This window comes from Citrobacter europaeus (genome assembly GCF_037482245.1).
Classification (GTDB): Bacteria; Pseudomonadota; Gammaproteobacteria; order Enterobacterales; family Enterobacteriaceae; genus Citrobacter; species Citrobacter europaeus.
Genome location: NZ_CP148084.1, coordinates 1985467 through 2000506 on the forward strand (window position 1 = coordinate 1985467; position 15040 = coordinate 2000506).

At 53.7% G+C, this 15040-nt stretch carries 17 protein-coding genes; 2 read left to right on the forward strand and 15 right to left on the reverse strand.

Features of this window, described 5'->3' with window-relative positions:
- Positions 1-2: 2 nt before the first annotated feature.
- The 9 genes from fliN to fliF all read right to left on the reverse strand — a co-directional run bounded on the left by fliN (position 3) and on the right by fliF (position 8410).
- Positions 3-416 (reverse strand): flagellar motor switch protein FliN, encoded by a 414-nt coding sequence (gene fliN / locus WHR59_RS09100; protein WP_003030433.1) that lies wholly within the window; start codon positions 414-416, stop codon positions 3-5.
- Positions 413-1417 (reverse strand): flagellar motor switch protein FliM, encoded by a 1005-nt coding sequence (gene fliM / locus WHR59_RS09105; RefSeq protein WP_003030434.1) that lies wholly within the window; start codon positions 1415-1417, stop codon positions 413-415. The genes fliN and fliM overlap by 4 nt, the downstream gene beginning before the upstream one ends.
- A 4-nt stretch (positions 1418-1421) precedes the next feature.
- Positions 1422-1889 (reverse strand): flagellar basal body-associated protein FliL, encoded by a 468-nt coding sequence (gene fliL, locus WHR59_RS09110; RefSeq protein ID WP_003030435.1) that lies wholly within the window; start codon positions 1887-1889, stop codon positions 1422-1424.
- A gap of 104 nt (positions 1890-1993) precedes the next feature.
- A complete protein-coding gene (gene fliK, locus WHR59_RS09115; protein WP_043016786.1) occupies positions 1994-3205 on the reverse strand; it encodes a flagellar hook length control protein FliK in 1212 nt (403 codons plus the stop codon).
- Positions 3202-3645: a flagellar export protein FliJ gene (gene fliJ, locus WHR59_RS09120; protein ID WP_003839084.1), complete on the reverse strand. Its 444-nt coding sequence runs from the start codon at positions 3643-3645 to the stop codon at positions 3202-3204. The genes fliK and fliJ overlap by 4 nt, the downstream gene beginning before the upstream one ends.
- 21 nt (positions 3646-3666) lie before the next feature.
- Positions 3667-5037 (reverse strand): flagellar protein export ATPase FliI, encoded by a 1371-nt coding sequence (gene fliI, locus WHR59_RS09125; RefSeq protein ID WP_043016785.1) that lies wholly within the window; start codon positions 5035-5037, stop codon positions 3667-3669.
- Positions 5037-5744, reverse strand: coding sequence for a flagellar assembly protein FliH (gene fliH, locus WHR59_RS09130; RefSeq protein ID WP_047410434.1), 708 nt, complete (start codon positions 5742-5744; stop codon positions 5037-5039). The genes fliI and fliH overlap by 1 nt, the downstream gene beginning before the upstream one ends.
- Positions 5737-6735 carry a flagellar motor switch protein FliG gene (gene fliG, locus WHR59_RS09135; protein ID WP_003030443.1) on the reverse strand — a complete coding sequence of 333 codons (999 nt, stop codon included), beginning with the start codon at positions 6733-6735 and terminating at the stop codon, positions 5737-5739. Before fliG ends, fliH begins: the two co-directional genes overlap by 8 nt.
- Complete coding sequence (gene fliF / locus WHR59_RS09140) at positions 6728-8410, reverse strand: flagellar basal-body MS-ring/collar protein FliF (protein ID WP_047410437.1); 1683 nt, start codon at positions 8408-8410, stop codon at positions 6728-6730. Before fliF ends, fliG begins: the two co-directional genes overlap by 8 nt.
- Before the next feature lie 216 nt (positions 8411-8626).
- Between fliF and fliE the strand changes: the two genes are divergently transcribed.
- A complete protein-coding gene (gene fliE / locus WHR59_RS09145; RefSeq protein WP_043016782.1) occupies positions 8627-8941 on the forward strand; it encodes a flagellar hook-basal body complex protein FliE in 315 nt (104 codons plus the stop codon).
- A gap of 54 nt (positions 8942-8995) precedes the next feature.
- Here the strand turns inward: fliE and yedF are convergent, their stop codons facing one another.
- Both yedF and yedE read right to left on the reverse strand, forming a co-directional pair.
- Positions 8996-9229, reverse strand: coding sequence for a sulfurtransferase-like selenium metabolism protein YedF (gene yedF, locus WHR59_RS09150; protein WP_000790504.1), 234 nt, complete (start codon positions 9227-9229; stop codon positions 8996-8998).
- On the reverse strand, positions 9226-10431 hold the full coding sequence (gene yedE / locus WHR59_RS09155; protein WP_043016781.1) for a selenium metabolism membrane protein YedE/FdhT: 1206 nt from the start codon (positions 10429-10431) through the stop codon (positions 9226-9228). Before yedE ends, yedF begins: the two co-directional genes overlap by 4 nt.
- Before the next feature lie 185 nt (positions 10432-10616).
- On the opposite strand from yedE, the gene yedD reads away from it, so the two are divergent.
- A complete protein-coding gene (yedD, locus tag WHR59_RS09160; protein WP_043016780.1) occupies positions 10617-11030 on the forward strand; it encodes a lipoprotein YedD in 414 nt (137 codons plus the stop codon).
- Positions 11031-11070: 40 nt separating this feature from the next.
- Here the strand turns inward: yedD and amyA are convergent, their stop codons facing one another.
- The 4 genes from amyA to fliD all read right to left on the reverse strand — a co-directional run bounded on the left by amyA (position 11071) and on the right by fliD (position 14824).
- On the reverse strand, positions 11071-12558 hold the full coding sequence (amyA, locus tag WHR59_RS09165; RefSeq protein ID WP_338843853.1) for an alpha-amylase: 1488 nt from the start codon (positions 12556-12558) through the stop codon (positions 11071-11073).
- A gap of 68 nt (positions 12559-12626) precedes the next feature.
- Complete coding sequence (gene fliT / locus WHR59_RS09170; protein ID WP_003030458.1) at positions 12627-12998, reverse strand: flagella biosynthesis regulatory protein FliT; 372 nt, start codon at positions 12996-12998, stop codon at positions 12627-12629.
- Positions 12998-13405: a flagellar export chaperone FliS gene (fliS, locus tag WHR59_RS09175; RefSeq protein ID WP_043016778.1), complete on the reverse strand. Its 408-nt coding sequence runs from the start codon at positions 13403-13405 to the stop codon at positions 12998-13000. Before fliS ends, fliT begins: the two co-directional genes overlap by 1 nt.
- 15 nt (positions 13406-13420) lie before the next feature.
- Positions 13421-14824, reverse strand: coding sequence for a flagellar filament capping protein FliD (gene fliD, locus WHR59_RS09180; protein WP_043016777.1), 1404 nt, complete (start codon positions 14822-14824; stop codon positions 13421-13423).
- Positions 14825-15040: the final 216 nt, after the last annotated feature.

Below are 15040 nucleotides of genomic sequence, written 5' to 3' on the forward strand. Positions count from 1 at the left end.
GCTTAACGGCTCAGACGGCGCATGCGTTCTGATGGGGTAATAATGTCGGTGATACGAACGCCGTATTTATCTGCGACCACCACCACTTCACCCTGGGCAATCAGGTAACCGTTGATCAGGATATCCAGCGGCTCGCCAGCCAGACCATCCAATGCGACGACCGAACCCTGCGTCAGACGCAGCAGTTCTTTGATGGTCATGCGGGTACGGCCCAATTCGACGGTCAGTTTGACCGGAATGTCCATGATCAGATCGATGTCCTGCAAAGCACCGCTGACGTCGCCGCCGCCTAACTGCTGGAATACCGCATCGGCCGCACTTTTGGTGGGCGTGGTTTTTTGCTCGTTTAACGCGTCAGCCCACAGATCGTCCAATGCGCCAGTGTTCTCATCGGACGGATTATTCATATCACTCATTTGGGCTGTTCCTCATTCAGCGAATTCAAAATCGGGTTTATCAGATGTTCTACGCGTAACGCATACTGACCGTTTACGGTGCCATACTGGCTGGTCAGTACAGGCACGCCGTCCACATGAGCAATAATGCGGTCGGGTTTTTCAATCGGCAGTACATCGCCGGGTTTCAGCTTTAAAATCTGGGATAGCCGCAGCGGAATGTCGGCAAAATTTGCCACCAGCTCCAGCTCAGAATGCTGAACCTGACGCACCAGATTATTGCGCCAGTTCTGATCTTCATTACGCGAGTTTTCCAGCGGCGGGTTCACCAGCAGCTCACGCAACGGTTCAATCATGCTGAATGGCAGACAGATGTTAAATTCACCGGTCAGGTTGCCAATTTCAACGTGGAACGGAGTATTCACCACGATGTCGTTAGGTGAGGTGGTGATATTGGTAAATTTCACCTGCATCTCGGAACGAACGTATTCCACTTCCAGCGGATTGATGGCCTTCCACGCGTCGCTGTAGCTTTCCAGCGCCAGCTTCAGCATGCGGTTGATAACGCGCTGTTCGGTATGGGTAAATTCCCGACCTTCAACTTTCGTCGGGAAGCGTCCATCACCGCCGAACAGGTTATCAACGGCGATAAATACCAGACTCGGTGAGAACACCACCAGACCCGTACCACGCAGCGGCTTCAGGTGGATTAAGTTCAGGTTGGTCGGAACCGGTAAGTTACGCGCAAACTCGTGGTATGGCTGGATACGGATCGCACCCACGGTAATATCCGGGCTACGGCGCAACAGGTTAAATAATCCCATACGGAACTGGCGCGCGAAGCGTTCGTTAATAATCTCCAGCGCCTGTAAACGCTCACGTACTACGCGGCGCTGGGTGTTGGGATCGTAAGGACGAATATCGCTTTCTTTTGCGATACCGGAAATGGGTTCGTCTTTAGTTTCGCTATCGCCATTAAGCAATGCGTCGATTTCAGCCTGAGAAAGAATACTGTCGCCCATGTCTTTACCGCAGAATAAAAGCTGTATAAAGAACGTCGGTGACAACCTGTTTGGGTTGACCAACAACGAGCGGAGTCGCGAGCGTCTCTTTGATGGCGGTAATCAACTGTTGCTTACCTTCTTCGGTGGCGAGCGTAGCCGCGTTCTGGCGGGAAAACAGCAGCAGCAAGCGGCTGCGTACTTCCGGCAGATATTCGTTAAGACGTGAACGCGTCGCCTCGTCTTTCATACGCAGTGTGATACCGATATACAGTACACGGTCCGCATCACCCAGATTGACGGTAAAGGTATCCAGCGCGAAGAATACCGGGGCTGGCGGTGGAGCCGGTTCCGCTTTGACGCTGGCGGACGGCTGCTGCTGCATGCGCCAGTAGCTATAACCCGCAGTTGCGCAGGCGGCGAGGGTAATTAATACCAGCAGAGGGATCCAAATAGCGCGTTTACTTTTTTTGTTAATCGCGGAGTCAGTCATCAGATACGGGCTTCCTGTTTCGGTACAGCTTATGGGCTGATTATCCCGTGTCCTGTCCACGACAAAGCGTGGAAAAGACGCGGATAATCATGCTACCTCTGGCGTTAGGCGAAGATGTCTACTGCTCCATCACCGCGAGCTGCGGCTTGCAGTGAGGCTGGCGTAGCCAGTACGGCGTCATCCTCAGCGGCAAAAATGTCTTGTCCCTGAGCGCGACCCGTCTGCTGTTGTTGCCCGGAAGACTGCTGATTGCCGGCAAAGCTTTCACTACTGATACTGCTTTGCCCAAGCTGGATCCCGCTTTCAGCCAACTGCGTACGCAGCATCGGTAACGCGGCTTCCAGCGCAGCACGTACGTGACTGTGTGGCGATACCATTTGCAGCTGTGCGAGGTTGTCATCCAGCTTGAGGGAAATATGCACCTGGCCGAGATCCTGTGGATGTAGGCGCAGTTCTGCGCTTTGCTGACCCTGACGTGTAAACAGCGTGACGTGCTGGCTCAGAGATTGCTGCCATTCGTGGCTACCCAATGGGGCGCTGAGCACGGGGGCGGCGGTCGGTAACGGCTGAGCATGGGGTTGCGGGCTACTTAACGGAGCCGCCGTCACGCCAACGCCGGTTGGCGAAGGGGAACTGTCAATTTCCGCTTTGGTCGTCGCTGCTGCCGTCAACGGGGTTAGCGTCGGATTGTTTGTCTGATCCAGGCTGCTGCCAGGATTGGCAATATCCGCTTTGCCTTTTTTGGCATCACCGGGCAGCAATTCGCCCGCGTTATCGGCGATAGCGCCGTGTACCGTGCCGCGTGACAACGCCGAAAGTGCGGCATCAACTGGGGCTGGCGCGCTGCTGACGGCAGGCGTAGCCAGTGGTTGTGGCAGCATGGCGAACAACGCGCTCAGGTTGGCGAGATCGTCATCGCTGAGCGTGGTGGTTTTTTCATCCTGCTGAGCGACTTTGCCCAGTGTTGTCAGGGCATTAGCTTTCAAGGAGGGCGTGAGGGCTGACAACAGTTGCTGAGCGTCTGTCATGTCGGCAAGAGACGCATCGGTTTGCATCTCTTTTTGCGCCAGCAGCTCGGATAACTTGAGCGACGGGGTTGGATCGCCATTTTTTTGCAGCAACCCTTTTTGCAGTTTGCTACCGGCCGCCTGTAAGTCGGCAAGCGACAGCGGGGCGTCTTTACCCTGCGCGTCGCCCGCACCTAATGCGCCAGCCAGCAGCGCTAAAAAATCCTCGGCTGAATCTACCGCTTTGCCAGACTGAAGACCTGCGGCTACGTCGGTGTCGGTGGTAATCAGTTGGGGTAAAGTAATCATTCGGGTTTCCTCATAGCTGCGCGCTGAGCAAATTCATCCATTTTTTTCTGATCCAGGCGGTTTTCAGCCAGCAATGCCGCCGAGGTTTGTCTGTCCTGCAGAGTCTGCCATGCCTGTAAACGTTGTTTTTTATCACGCCAACTGTTCAAAGCCTGGTCCACTTTCTGCGTCCATTGATTGAGCTGTTGGCGATGTTGCTCAATGGCTTTTTCCAGCGTCTGAATAAATTGCTGGTAATTGATCCAGCGATTGCTGGTAATCCCCTGACCCATGTCAGTGTTAAGATTGTTGCGATACTCATGCTGATAATCGATCAGCATCTTCAACTGCTCTTCCGCCTGCTGACAGCCACGACGCATCTCTCCCAATAAGACAGCGGCGTCATCTACCTCTTTTTCAGCCAGGTCTTTCAATGTTGCTAATGCACCATGTTGTGCCATGACCTATGCTCTCCTGCTTAATCACACACCAGGGAAAATCAGTTCTAAAGCTTGCAGAGAATCTTCCCAGTCAGCCCGTTCAAAGATGCCTTGCTGTAAGAACGCTTCCAGTTGCGGCCATAAGGCGATGGCTTTATCCAGCATGGGATCGCTGCCTTTGGCATACGCCCCCACGCTAACCAGATCGCGGTTGCGCTGGAAGCTGGATAGCAACTGTTTAAAGTTACGCACCCGCGCATAGTGTTGTTCGCTAATGAGCGCGGTCATAGCGCGGCTGATCGAGGCTTCAATATCGATGGCCGGATAGTGACCCGCCTCAGCCAGATGACGTGACAGCACAATGTGGCCGTCCAGAATCGCGCGCGCGGAATCCGCAATGGGGTCCTGCTGGTCGTCACCTTCGGTCAGTACCGTATAAAACGCGGTAACTGAACCGCCGCCGTGAATACCGTTCCCGGCACGTTCAACCAGCGCCGGTAATTTGGCGAATACTGAAGGGGGATAACCTTTGGTTGCCGGCGGCTCGCCGATCGCCAGGGCTATCTCACGTTGCGCCATCGCGTAGCGGGTGAGGGAGTCCATAATCAGCAATACGTGCTGTCCACGATCGCGGAAATCTTCAGCAATACGCGTAGCATAGGCCGCGCCTTGCATACGTAATAGCGGCGAGACATCTGCCGGAGCGGCAATCACCACCGAGCGTGTGCGACCGTCGGCTCCGAGGATATTTTCAATGAAATCTTTAACTTCACGGCCACGTTCGCCAATCAGGCCCACGACGATAACATCGGCCTGGGTATAGCGCGCCATCATGCCGAGCAGAACGCTTTTACCAACGCCGGAGCCTGCGAAAAGTCCCATACGCTGGCCGCGACCAACGGTTAACAACGCGTTGATGGGACGTACGCCGGTATCCAGTACGTGTTCAATCGCGGTACGTTGGAGCGGGTTAAACGGCGGCGTAATCAACGCCCCGGTTTCGGTGGTATCCGGGGCGGGCAGTCCGTCGAGCGGTTTGCCGCTACCGTCAAGCACCCGCCCGAGCAGTGCAGGGCCAAGCGGTAATTGCTTGCCGCTTTGCAGACCTTCGCCAGCAATGTTCTTTGCGTACACGCGCGCGCCAGGCAAAACGCCTTCGACCTCTTCGAGCGGCATCAGAAACAGACGCTGACCGTTAAAGCCCACAACTTCACTTTCGACTTCCTGGGTTTCGTTGCCGTCCTGGCGCTCAATAACACAGGTGGCGCCTAGCGGCAACTGTAATCCCGTGGCCTCCAGCACCAGTCCGGTGGCACGGGTCAGTCGACCGTAACGGCGCACCGCAGGCAGTAGCGACATTTTCTCTTCGAAGTTGTCCAGTGTATTGAGCCAGCGAGTCAGGCGAGTGGTCATTACACGACTCCCGGCGCTGCCAGACGGCAGAGTTCTTGCCAACGCGTGGCGACGCTGGCATCCAGATCGCCTTCGTCGGCTGAGACTTTACAACCGCCGTGATGCAGCGTCGGATCGCCGCGCAACCGCCAGCCGTGCAGGCTGAGGGTCGCACCGAGCATCTCCTCCACACGCTGGAGATCGTCCGGATGCACACGCAATTGCGGTTTACCGCTAAACAACGGCTCCTGCTGCAACAGCTGTTGGATTTGCTTAATCAACGCCGCGTTATCCACGATTGGCGTCTGACCAATCACCTGACGCGCGGCTTCCAGCGCCATTTGCATCAGGCGTGAGGCGATAACGCTGTCCAGTGCGTCCAGCGTATTCTGAAATTCGCTCACCAATTGCTGCATGCGGGCATGAATCGGCGCATGCTGAGCGCGCGCCTGGCTCTGACCTTGCTCCAGCCCCTGGCTCAGACCTTCCTGATAACCTTGTTCGTGGCCCTTTTGTCGACCTTCCGCCAGGCCCGCGTTATAGCCTTGCTCATGGGCTTGCATTTGCAACTGTGCGAGCTGCTGCTCAAGCTGTTGCTCTGCAGAGAGTTCCGGCTCGTCGGACTCTTCTGACAGCGGCGTTTCGCTGTGGTCGGCCAGTATGAACTCCGCCATTGGTGGGGCGAGATCGTCCGGGGTCCAGACTTTCCATGGCAGTTCGTTAGACATAGGTATCCTCGCCGCTGCCTATCACCATCTCGCCGGTTTCCGCCAGACGACGCACAATAAGCAGAATGGCTTTCTGTTCGTTTTCCACTTGCGACAAACGCACCGGACCGCGGTTGGCGAGGTCGTCGCGCAGAATATCGGCAGCACGTTGCGACATGTTGCGCAGGAACTTCTCGCGCAGCGGCTGTTCGGCACCTTTCAGGGCAATCAGCAGCGATTCGGAATCCACTTCCTGCAGCAGGCGCTGGATGCTGCGATCGTCGACGTCCACCAGGTTTTCGAACAGGAACATCTCGTCGATAATTTTCTGTGCCAGTTCGCCGTCGAATTCGCGTACGGCGGTAATAACGGCTTCTTCCTGCTGGGTTTTCATCAGGTTGATAATTTCTGCCGCCGTTCTCACGCCGCCCATTTTGCTGCGCTTGAGGTTCTGGCCATCGAGCAGACCGTTGAGTACCTCGGTCAGTTCTGCCAGCGCGGCAGGCTGTACGCCACCGAATGTGGCGATACGCAGCATGACGTCATGACGTAAACGTTCGTCAAACAGCGCCAGAATATCGGCAGCCTGACCCCGTTTGAGGTGCACCAGAATGGTGGCGATAATCTGCGGATGCTCGTCGCGGATAAGGTCGGCGGCGCTTTGCGGCTCCATAAAGTTGAGCGTTTCAATGCCGCTGGTGGTATCGCGGGTTTCCAGAATATCTTCAAGCAGGCTGGAGGCACGTTCCTCGCCAAGCGCTTTCACCAGCACGGAGCGTAGATATTCGTTGGCGTTGATATTCAGTGCGGCAAACTGTTCTGCTTCTTGCTCAAACTCGGCCAGCACTTCCGTCAACTGTTTGTTGGAGATCTGGCGTACGTTCGCCATCGCTGTACTGAGCGCCTGAACTTCGCGCGTGGAAAGGTGCTTAAACACCTCCGCCGCGCGATCTTCGCCAATGGTCATCAGCAGGATGACGCTTTTATCGGTACCGGTAAGGGCATTACTCATGATCGTTACTCATCCACTGGCGAATGACCAGCGCCACGACGCGCGGATCGTTATCTGACATTTCACGAATACGCTGACTCATGACTTCTGCACCCAGACGCTGATTAGTTCGACGCTGCTGGGTTTGTTCGTCTTTGCTAAGGCGAACTTCAACCGCTTCTTCGGTTTCCTGACGGATACGCGTTTTCTCTTGAACGGCTTTTGCTTCTTCGCTGCGACGAACCAACTGCGGGCGAACAGCTTTTCGCCACAGGATCCAGGCGACTAACAGAACCAGTAACCAACGACCTGCGGACATTAACTGATCAATAAAGGACTGCTGTTTCCAGAACGGTAGCTCGCCAATGGAATCGTCGGTCGCCGTGAAGGGAGAGTTCACCACGTTCAGGGTATCGCCACGCTTGTCTGAGAAGCCCATCGCTTCGCGGGTCAGATCCTCAATCTGTTTCATCTGCTCGGCGGTTAACGGCAACGGTTTGCCGTCTGGCAAGGTTTTATAGTTGACGACTACTGCCACCGAGAGACGCTGTACATCGCCAACGTTCATTTTGGTGTGGCGAATGGTACGGTCGACTTCATAGTTGCTGGTTTCATTGCGCTGTGTACTGCGCGGGCCGGCATTATTGCTGTTATTCGCCGTTTGCGGGTTTTGCGTATTTTGCGCGTTTTGCTGATTAGCCGGTGGGTTGGCGATTGGCGCGGTATTTGCCGGAGCAGGCTGATTAGACAATGCGCCCGGGACGCCGCCTGGCGCTCCGCTACCAACCTGTTCGCTGACGTTCAACTGACGTGAACGCAGCACGGCCTGGGACTCATCACCGTTTGGACGATACTGCTCTTCGGTTTGCTCTTTGTTGGCAAAATCCAGCTGTGCGGTGACCTGAGCGTGTACATTACCGTTGCCGACAATCGGCGACAGGATCGATTCGATACGACGCTGAACGCGGCCCTCAACATCGCTGGCGTATTTCAGTTGCGCATCGTTAAGATCGCGGCTGCTGGTGTTCGACTGAGTTAACAGGTGACCCGCCTGGTCGACCAGCGTAACGTTGCCCGGAGGTAAGCCTGCAACAGCGCTGGAGACCAAATGCGTGACCGCACTGATCTGACCTTCATCGAGGGCGCGGCCCGGCTCGAGATTGACGGTGACGGAGGCTGAAGGCGCTTTTTGTTCACGCACAAACAGCGACGGTTTCGGCATTGCCAGATGCACGCGGGCGCGTTTTACCGGTCCCAGCGTTTCAATGGTACGGGCTAATTCACCTTCCAGCGCACGCTGGTAGTTGACCTGCTCGCTAAACTGGCTGATACCAAACTTTTCCTGATCCAGCAGTTCAAAGCCCACCGCACCGCCTTTCGGCAGGCCTTGTTGCGCCAGACGTAAGCGCAGTTCATGGACTTTATCGGCAGGAACTTCAATGGCGCCGCTTCCCTCAGTAAAACGGTAGGGAACGTTCATCTGCGTCAGTTGGGTGACAATCGCGCCACCATCCTGATCGGAAAGATTGCTGAACAGCGTGCGGTAGTCAGGCGCTTTGGCCCACAGGACCATCGCCACGATGATAGCGACGGCAGCGGCTCCCGCCACAATCAGAGGAATTCTGGGATTCGCGCGCAGGCGGTTTAACCACTCGAGAGGTTTAAGCTGGGTTGCAGTCGATGCTGTCGCACTCATCTCGCACCTCGTGGCTTATCGTGGACGGCGTTTTTTGCAAAGTGGAACAAGACTCACTCCCGGGTCAGCAAACTCGAAAAATTGACGGTCTCATTATTTGCGGTTTCGAATTTTTCTATGCGTTAAAAACCGTGGTTTTTTATCGTTATTTAACGCCTTTATCTTATTGACTAACTGGTAATCTCAACTACGTAAAAAATCATCCAGGGGATCAGAATGTCGGCAATACAGGGGATTGAAGGGGTCATCAGCCAGCTACAGACCACGGCGATGTCAGCAAAAATGCAGGATTTGCAGCCACAACCGACCGTAAGTTTTGCCGGTCAACTGCATGCAGCGTTAGACAGGATCAGCGATGTGCAAACCGCATCCCGTGTGCAGGCTGAGAAATTTACCCTCGGTGAACCGGGTATTGCGCTGAATGATGTGATGACCGATATGCAAAAAGCGTCGGTATCGATGCAGATGGGTATTCAGGTGCGTAACAAACTGGTGTCGGCGTATCAGGAAGTGATGTCGATGCAGGTGTAGGGACTGCGTGCAGAGAATGTTTGCCGGATAAGCGCAGCGCCATCCGGCAACGAGTTATTTCTGAATCAAATAGCGGATCGTTGGGCCATCCTGCTGAATATCCAGCACCGTATAACCGTGATTACGCGCATCCAGTGGAATATTGTTGATTGACTGCGGGCAATCGCTCACCACTTCCAGAATTTCACCTTTCTTCAATTGCGGCATCGCTTCCAGCGTGGCTACAGCCGGGTACGGGCACGGTTCGCCGACCATATCGAGGCGATAATCAGGCACGATATTTTTCATACAGACTCCTTGGCAGGCGTCAGCCCTGCGCGACGGAAGAAACGTTTTTCCCAGCCAATAATCAGCATCAGCGCGGCAAATAACAGCAGATAGGTCACCAGCAGACCACCGAGCGGGCCGAAGGTGTTGAGCAGATTCACTTTGTCCCAGTTGGTGGCAAGCGCGGGAGCAAAATCATCCCAGTAGTAAGCCAGAATGGTCGAGCCAATTACGTTGCCCAGACCAACCCACCAGTAATGTACCTGACCTTCAACGGCGCGGTACATCCAGCCGGTTTCACACCCGCCCGCTAAAACAATACCGAAGCCGAAAAGCAAGCCGCCGATCACCGCATTTGGACCCGCCCACATGATTTTAGGCTCAACGCCAAGTTGCACGTAGCTAAAGATACCGATGGCGCTGACCGCCATCCCGAAGATGATCGCTTTTGCCATATGGGTGCGACCGGAAATCCACAGGTCGCGGAAGGCGGAGGTGAAGCAGATCTGCGCCCGTTCAATCAGCAGACCAAACCCGACGCCAAACAGCATCGCCAGACCGAGCTTGGGTTTATCCATTGCGGTGAGTAGCGCCCAGCCGATCATGGCGATAAACACCAGCATGCCGAGGCGAAAACGGCGACGGGCCTGGTCCGGTTTTTGCGTCAACGGTGAAGCGGCGGAGACTTTCTGCATTTTGACCGGAATACGGAACATCGGCAGCAGGGTAAAGCGTGCGCCAAACCACGAGCCAATAGCCGTTGCCAGCGCGAAAAACCAGGCGTGTAGCGAGAACTGCGGAATGCCGGTGAAGAATGCGGCCAGGTTACAGCCCATTGCCAGTCGGGCACCGAAACCGGCGATCATCCCGCCGACTATCGCCTGCATAATGCGCACCCGACTGCGCGGCATGCGTAATTTGACGTTGTTTGCCCACAGCGCGGCAGCAAAACAGCCACCGAACATACCGAGGATCATCATCCCGTCAATGCGGGTCAGGGGCGAGCCTTCGAGATGGATCAGTTTGTAGTAACCCCACTCTTCGGCATGCACGCCAAAAAGTTGCAGGATTTGACCACCCCAGCGAGTGAATTCGCCGGTCACGGCCCAGAAGGTTCCCGTAATGCCGAAATAATAAGTAGAGAGAATACCCGCTGCGATGACCGCAGGGGCGGGGGCCCAAAATTTAATTAACCAGGCCTGTTTGAAGTGTTGCCATGACATGCGTTTTGCCTCTGAACTCAGAAGGTATGTAACAAGAAGTGTGGATACTACACCGATCAGAATTTTTGACTATGAGTAATAAGGGGTAATACCGTCTGGATCAATCTTTCTCAACGCAGCCGAAAGGCTGGCGGCATCAGGCCTTTAATGCCACAATCCCATTTTCTTCGCATGCAGGATGAATGATGAAAAAATTAGCAATCGTTGGTGTATTTCTGGCGCTTACCGGATGCGCCGAAGTAGAAAATTATAACGACGTGGTGAAAACGCCAGCGCCAGCCGGTCTGGAAGGATACTGGCAGTCAAAAGGTCCGCAACGCAGCCTGGTCAGCCCGGAAGCGATTGCCAGCCTGGTGGTAACAAAAGAGGGCGATACGCTGGATTGTCGCCAGTGGCAGCGGGTCATTGCCCTGCCGGGGAAACTGACGATGATTTCAGGCGATCTCACCAACGTGACGGTGAAACGCGAGCTGTATGAGATTGAGCGGGAAGGCAATACGCTGGAATATGACGGTATGACGCTGCAGCGGGTCGACCGCCCGACGCAGGAATGTGCTGACGCGTTAAAGAAAACGCCGCTGGCCACGCCACTGCCATAAGTTATACGCCCCGGTAGCCAACGGCCACCGGGGTTAAGTTTTACAACACGTCCTCAATTACCCACACGCTGACGCTACCGCCGTTACAGAAAAACGTTGCTTCACCGTTTTCATCGGTGACCACGCTTTCTTCGCGATTTCCCAGATAATCACGCCAGGTTTTATTGCCATAATTCGCGCCGAGATTGATGGTCTTTTCGCCATCATCGCCGTTAGACAGGACCACCACACAGCCGGGATCTTCATCCGTTCCGCTGCGGCTAAAAGCGATACAGTTAGGATGATCGAAAAAGAGCGTCTGTACCCCGTGAGCGAAGCGTTGGCGCGCGAGGATCAGTTCATCAAGCTGCTCGATGATTGGCATGTCGATAGGATAGGTTTCGCCATCTCCGCCAGTGTCTTCGTAATGCGCTCCATAGAGGTCAGGATAAAACACCGACGGCACGCCGTTTTCTCGTAACAGGATCAACGTATAGGCCAGCGGCTTAAACCACGGCTCGACAGGGGCTTCGAGCGCCTGTAAGGGCTGAGTGTCGTGGTTGGCCACCAGCGTTACGGCATGAAAGGGATCGGCCTCCACTAACGTGTCGGTGAAAATCTGGCTCATGTCGTAATCACGACCCTGACGGGAGGCTTCGTGGAATTTCATCTGCAAAGGGGCATCGAACAACATGGTTTTCCCCTCCACCTGATTAATGTAGGTTTGTAGCTTATCGACCTCGTGGGACCAGTATTCCGCGACGATAAACAGTGGCCTGGGAGCGACTTCCTGTACGTGCTCGATCCACTCTTTATAAAACCATGCCGGAATATGTTTCACGGCATCTAAGCGAAAACCGTCGCACTGGGTTTGCTCCATCACCCAGCGAGCCCAGTATTTGATCTCCTCGGTGACCGCGTGATTACGGAAATCGATGTTTTCGCCCATCAGATAATCAAAATTACCCAACTCATCATCAACCTGATCGTTCCAGCCTTCCCCGGTGTAGTCGTTAACAATTTTAAAAATGCCGTCTTCGGTTGGATTTTCGATATGGTCAATGCCGCTGAAACATTTAAAGTCCCAAATGAATTGCGAGTACTGGCCTGCGCGGGCGGGGAAGGTGTAACGCGTCCAGCCTTCGCATTCGACTACCTCATCGTCTATTTGCGTGCGATCGTCGGCGTTAACCCGCTGAACGCGGATATTCTCTTTCTCATCCGCGCCCATTTTGTGGTTGACCACCACGTCGAGCAGTACGGCAATATCATTGTGTTTTAGCGCATCTATCGCCGCCAGCAGCTGGTTTTTATCGCCGTATTTGGTGGCGACGGTTCCCTTTTGGTCGAATTCGCCCAGATCAAACAAATCGTAGGAGTCGTAGCCAACGGAGTAGCCGCCGGATGCGCCTTTATAGGCGGGAGGTAACCACACCATATTGATGCCGATGTCATTGAGTCCGCCTGCGCGTTCGGCAAGTTCGGGCCAGAGTTGACCGCCCTCAGGGTAATACCAGTGAAAATACTGCAATAACGTGGGATTTTTCATCTTCCGTGCTCCAGAAGTCGTTTGGCCGACCTCTGGAGTATGGAAGATAATTCAGACGAGACGGGAAATTATTGTGGGGCAGTGGGGGCGTCGGGGACTAACAGCATGCCGGAAAGACGACCATAGGCGTTATTCAGCGTCTTTTGGCGCGTCGACTGACCGATGAGATTGCTGAGTTCATCCAGGCGCTGCTGTAACAATGTTTTGAGCAGTTGTTCGTTATCCAGCGTCTGTTTAATGTACCCGGCCACTAAGTCCTGAATACTTCGCGTAATGCCTGGTGGAGTTTGCTCTTCCATGACCACTTCAATACTTTGCAGATAGGTAACTTCCTGTTCCAGTAAAAGGTCCCATTCACCACGCTGCGCCAGTTCCAGCAGCGAGTGACTGAGTAGCGCGATGCGCTGCCAACGGTTGATAAACTCCACGGCTGAGGTCATTAACGAGACTCCTGGGACGACGCGTTCGGTGAGATCTGTTTCCAGGCATCCGCAATGTTGCCGAGTAACCCTTCGACTTCTTCAATGGCTTGACAATCATTATTCAGATTAGCGTGCAGTAAGCGGCGAACCATATAGTCATACAATGAAGAGAGATGGGTGGCGAGTTCTCCCCCTTTTTCGTGGTCCAGGCCGGCTTTCAGGCCATTATCAATAATATTGATGGCTTTACTTAACGCTTCACCTTTGGCGACGATATCACCCTGCTGCATAAACAGGCGAGCGCGCACCAGGGCGCTGTTCGCACCATCAAACAACATTTCAATCAGCTGATGTGGATTGGCGCTCATTACGGCGCTTTCCACGCTGACCTGTGCATAGGCTTTGGTACCGCTCGCGGTATACATGCTTACCTCGTGTTATCAGGAATTATTCATCGCTGAAAATTGTTGCCCCAAATACGTACTGGTGCTGTTCAGCTTACTCATCATGGAATCCAGTTGGGTAAACTGGGCTTTATAACGAGCAACGACTTCATCAATACTGTTGCTGACAGTCAGATACTGTTTAGTCAGCAGCTTCAGGTTGGCGTTAATATTGTCTTGCGCATTATCGATAATGCCGTCATCGGCCAGATAGCTTTTTACTTCGGTGGCAATCTTAGTGGTAATACCGGTCTCTTTGCCATCGCCAACCAGCAGCTCGCGAGTGGCAGCGGTATTATCTTTCAGTGCCTTAGCCAGCTTTTCTTCATCGATTTTTAATTTCCCGGTACCACCATCCTGCGTAATACCAATCTCAGACATGGTTTTAAACGGGGATTCGCTGCCGCTGTTAGCAAATGGCGCACGAATGCCGTTTTGAATGGTACGGAGAACGCTATCGCCCAGCAACGCGCCGTTATCGGCGCTGGCCGCTTCACCCGGTTCAACTTCTTTATATTTCGTCAGCGTGCCAAAGGTATCCACCAGTGAGTTATAGGCTTCTACCCAGGCCTTGATCGCCGTGGTGGCCTTTTCATCACTTTTTGTTACCGTGATAGACGCATCTTTTACTTCTTTGGTCAGCTGGAGCGTGATGCCCTGCGGAGCGTCAGTTACGGTATTGCTTTGACGTTCAATATCAATGCCGTTGACGGTCAATTGCGCATTTTGCGCCCCGACCAGCTGTTTCATTTTCCCGCTGCCGGCTTTGCTGTCATAGGACAGTAAATCGCTCAGTTTTGCGTCGTTGGACACCGAGATGGTCATTTCACTTTCAGTGCCGCTTTCTGCGGTTAACACCAACTGGTAGTCATCTTCTTTAACCTTCACCAGACTTGCGGAAATACCGCTGTCGGCATCATTTATGGCATCGCGAATATCTTCCAGTGAGGTTTCGCCTTTGCCTAATTTGATTTCCAGTGGCTCTTTACGGCCCGGTTGCGAAATCGTAATCGTACGTTCATCGACGCTGGTATCGCCCAACTGTTCTTTAGTCGAGGTAATTTTCGCCGTAGTCGATAATGACTGTGCCTGCGCCAGTTGAGTGACGCTGACGGTGTATTTCCCTGGAGCAGCGCCCGCAGTGGTGCTGACTTTTAAATCTTCTGTGCTGCTGGTAGCAGTGGTGCTTTTAAACAGATCGGCATTGTTCAGTGCGGTATTCGCAGTCTGAAATTTTTCTAATGCACTTTTTAGCGTGCCATACGCGGTCAGACGCGAGGTGTTGGCGCTCTGCTGCTGGGTAATTGGCGTTAAACGCTTTTTCTCAGCAGTGGTTAAGTTTGTCAGCAATGTATCCAGCGGTAAGTTCGAACCAACGCCCAGTGATGTAAATGAAGGCATGCCTAATTCCTTGTGATTGCAAACAGTAGTTAACCGCTTTATCGGCAATCTGCGCGCAAAGTTTAATAATAGTTTTGCAAAAATAATGCGCGGAATAGTGGTGCATATAGAGGGTATTTCAGCGGCTAAGAAAAAAAACGACGGAAAGTAAAAATTTTCTAAAGTTCGAAATTAAGGTGCCGATACAAGGGTTACGGTGAGAAACCGTGGGCAACA

What these genes read in the sequence shown, in the direction of transcription:
- yedD (WP_043016780.1), top strand. Translation starts at nt 10,617, where the DNA reads ATGAAAAAATTAGCAATCGTTGGTGTATTTCTGGCGCTTACCGGATGC.
- fliD (WP_043016777.1), bottom strand. Translation starts at nt 14,824, where the DNA reads ATGCCTTCATTTACATCACTGGGCGTTGGTTCGAACTTACCGCTGGAT.
- fliG (WP_003030443.1), bottom strand. Translation starts at nt 6,735, where the DNA reads ATGAGTAATGCCCTTACCGGTACCGATAAAAGCGTCATCCTGCTGATG.
- fliJ (WP_003839084.1), bottom strand. Translation starts at nt 3,645, where the DNA reads ATGGCACAACATGGTGCATTAGCAACATTGAAAGACCTGGCTGAAAAA.
- fliM (WP_003030434.1), bottom strand. Translation starts at nt 1,417, where the DNA reads ATGGGCGACAGTATTCTTTCTCAGGCTGAAATCGACGCATTGCTTAAT.
- fliI (WP_043016785.1), bottom strand. Translation starts at nt 5,037, where the DNA reads ATGACCACTCGCCTGACTCGCTGGCTCAATACACTGGACAACTTCGAA.
- fliF (WP_047410437.1), bottom strand. Translation starts at nt 8,410, where the DNA reads ATGAGTGCGACAGCATCGACTGCAACCCAGCTTAAACCTCTCGAGTGG.
- fliS (WP_043016778.1), bottom strand. Translation starts at nt 13,405, where the DNA reads ATGTATACCGCGAGCGGTACCAAAGCCTATGCACAGGTCAGCGTGGAA.
- fliT (WP_003030458.1), bottom strand. Translation starts at nt 12,998, where the DNA reads ATGACCTCAGCCGTGGAGTTTATCAACCGTTGGCAGCGCATCGCGCTA.
- fliE (WP_043016782.1), top strand. Translation starts at nt 8,627, where the DNA reads ATGTCGGCAATACAGGGGATTGAAGGGGTCATCAGCCAGCTACAGACC.
- yedE (WP_043016781.1), bottom strand. Translation starts at nt 10,431, where the DNA reads ATGTCATGGCAACACTTCAAACAGGCCTGGTTAATTAAATTTTGGGCC.
- yedF (WP_000790504.1), bottom strand. Translation starts at nt 9,229, where the DNA reads ATGAAAAATATCGTGCCTGATTATCGCCTCGATATGGTCGGCGAACCG.
- fliN (WP_003030433.1), bottom strand. Translation starts at nt 416, where the DNA reads ATGAGTGATATGAATAATCCGTCCGATGAGAACACTGGCGCATTGGAC.
- fliK (WP_043016786.1), bottom strand. Translation starts at nt 3,205, where the DNA reads ATGATTACTTTACCCCAACTGATTACCACCGACACCGACGTAGCCGCA.
- amyA (WP_338843853.1), bottom strand. Translation starts at nt 12,558, where the DNA reads ATGAAAAATCCCACGTTATTGCAGTATTTTCACTGGTATTACCCTGAG.
- fliL (WP_003030435.1), bottom strand. Translation starts at nt 1,889, where the DNA reads ATGACTGACTCCGCGATTAACAAAAAAAGTAAACGCGCTATTTGGATC.
- fliH (WP_047410434.1), bottom strand. Translation starts at nt 5,744, where the DNA reads ATGTCTAACGAACTGCCATGGAAAGTCTGGACCCCGGACGATCTCGCC.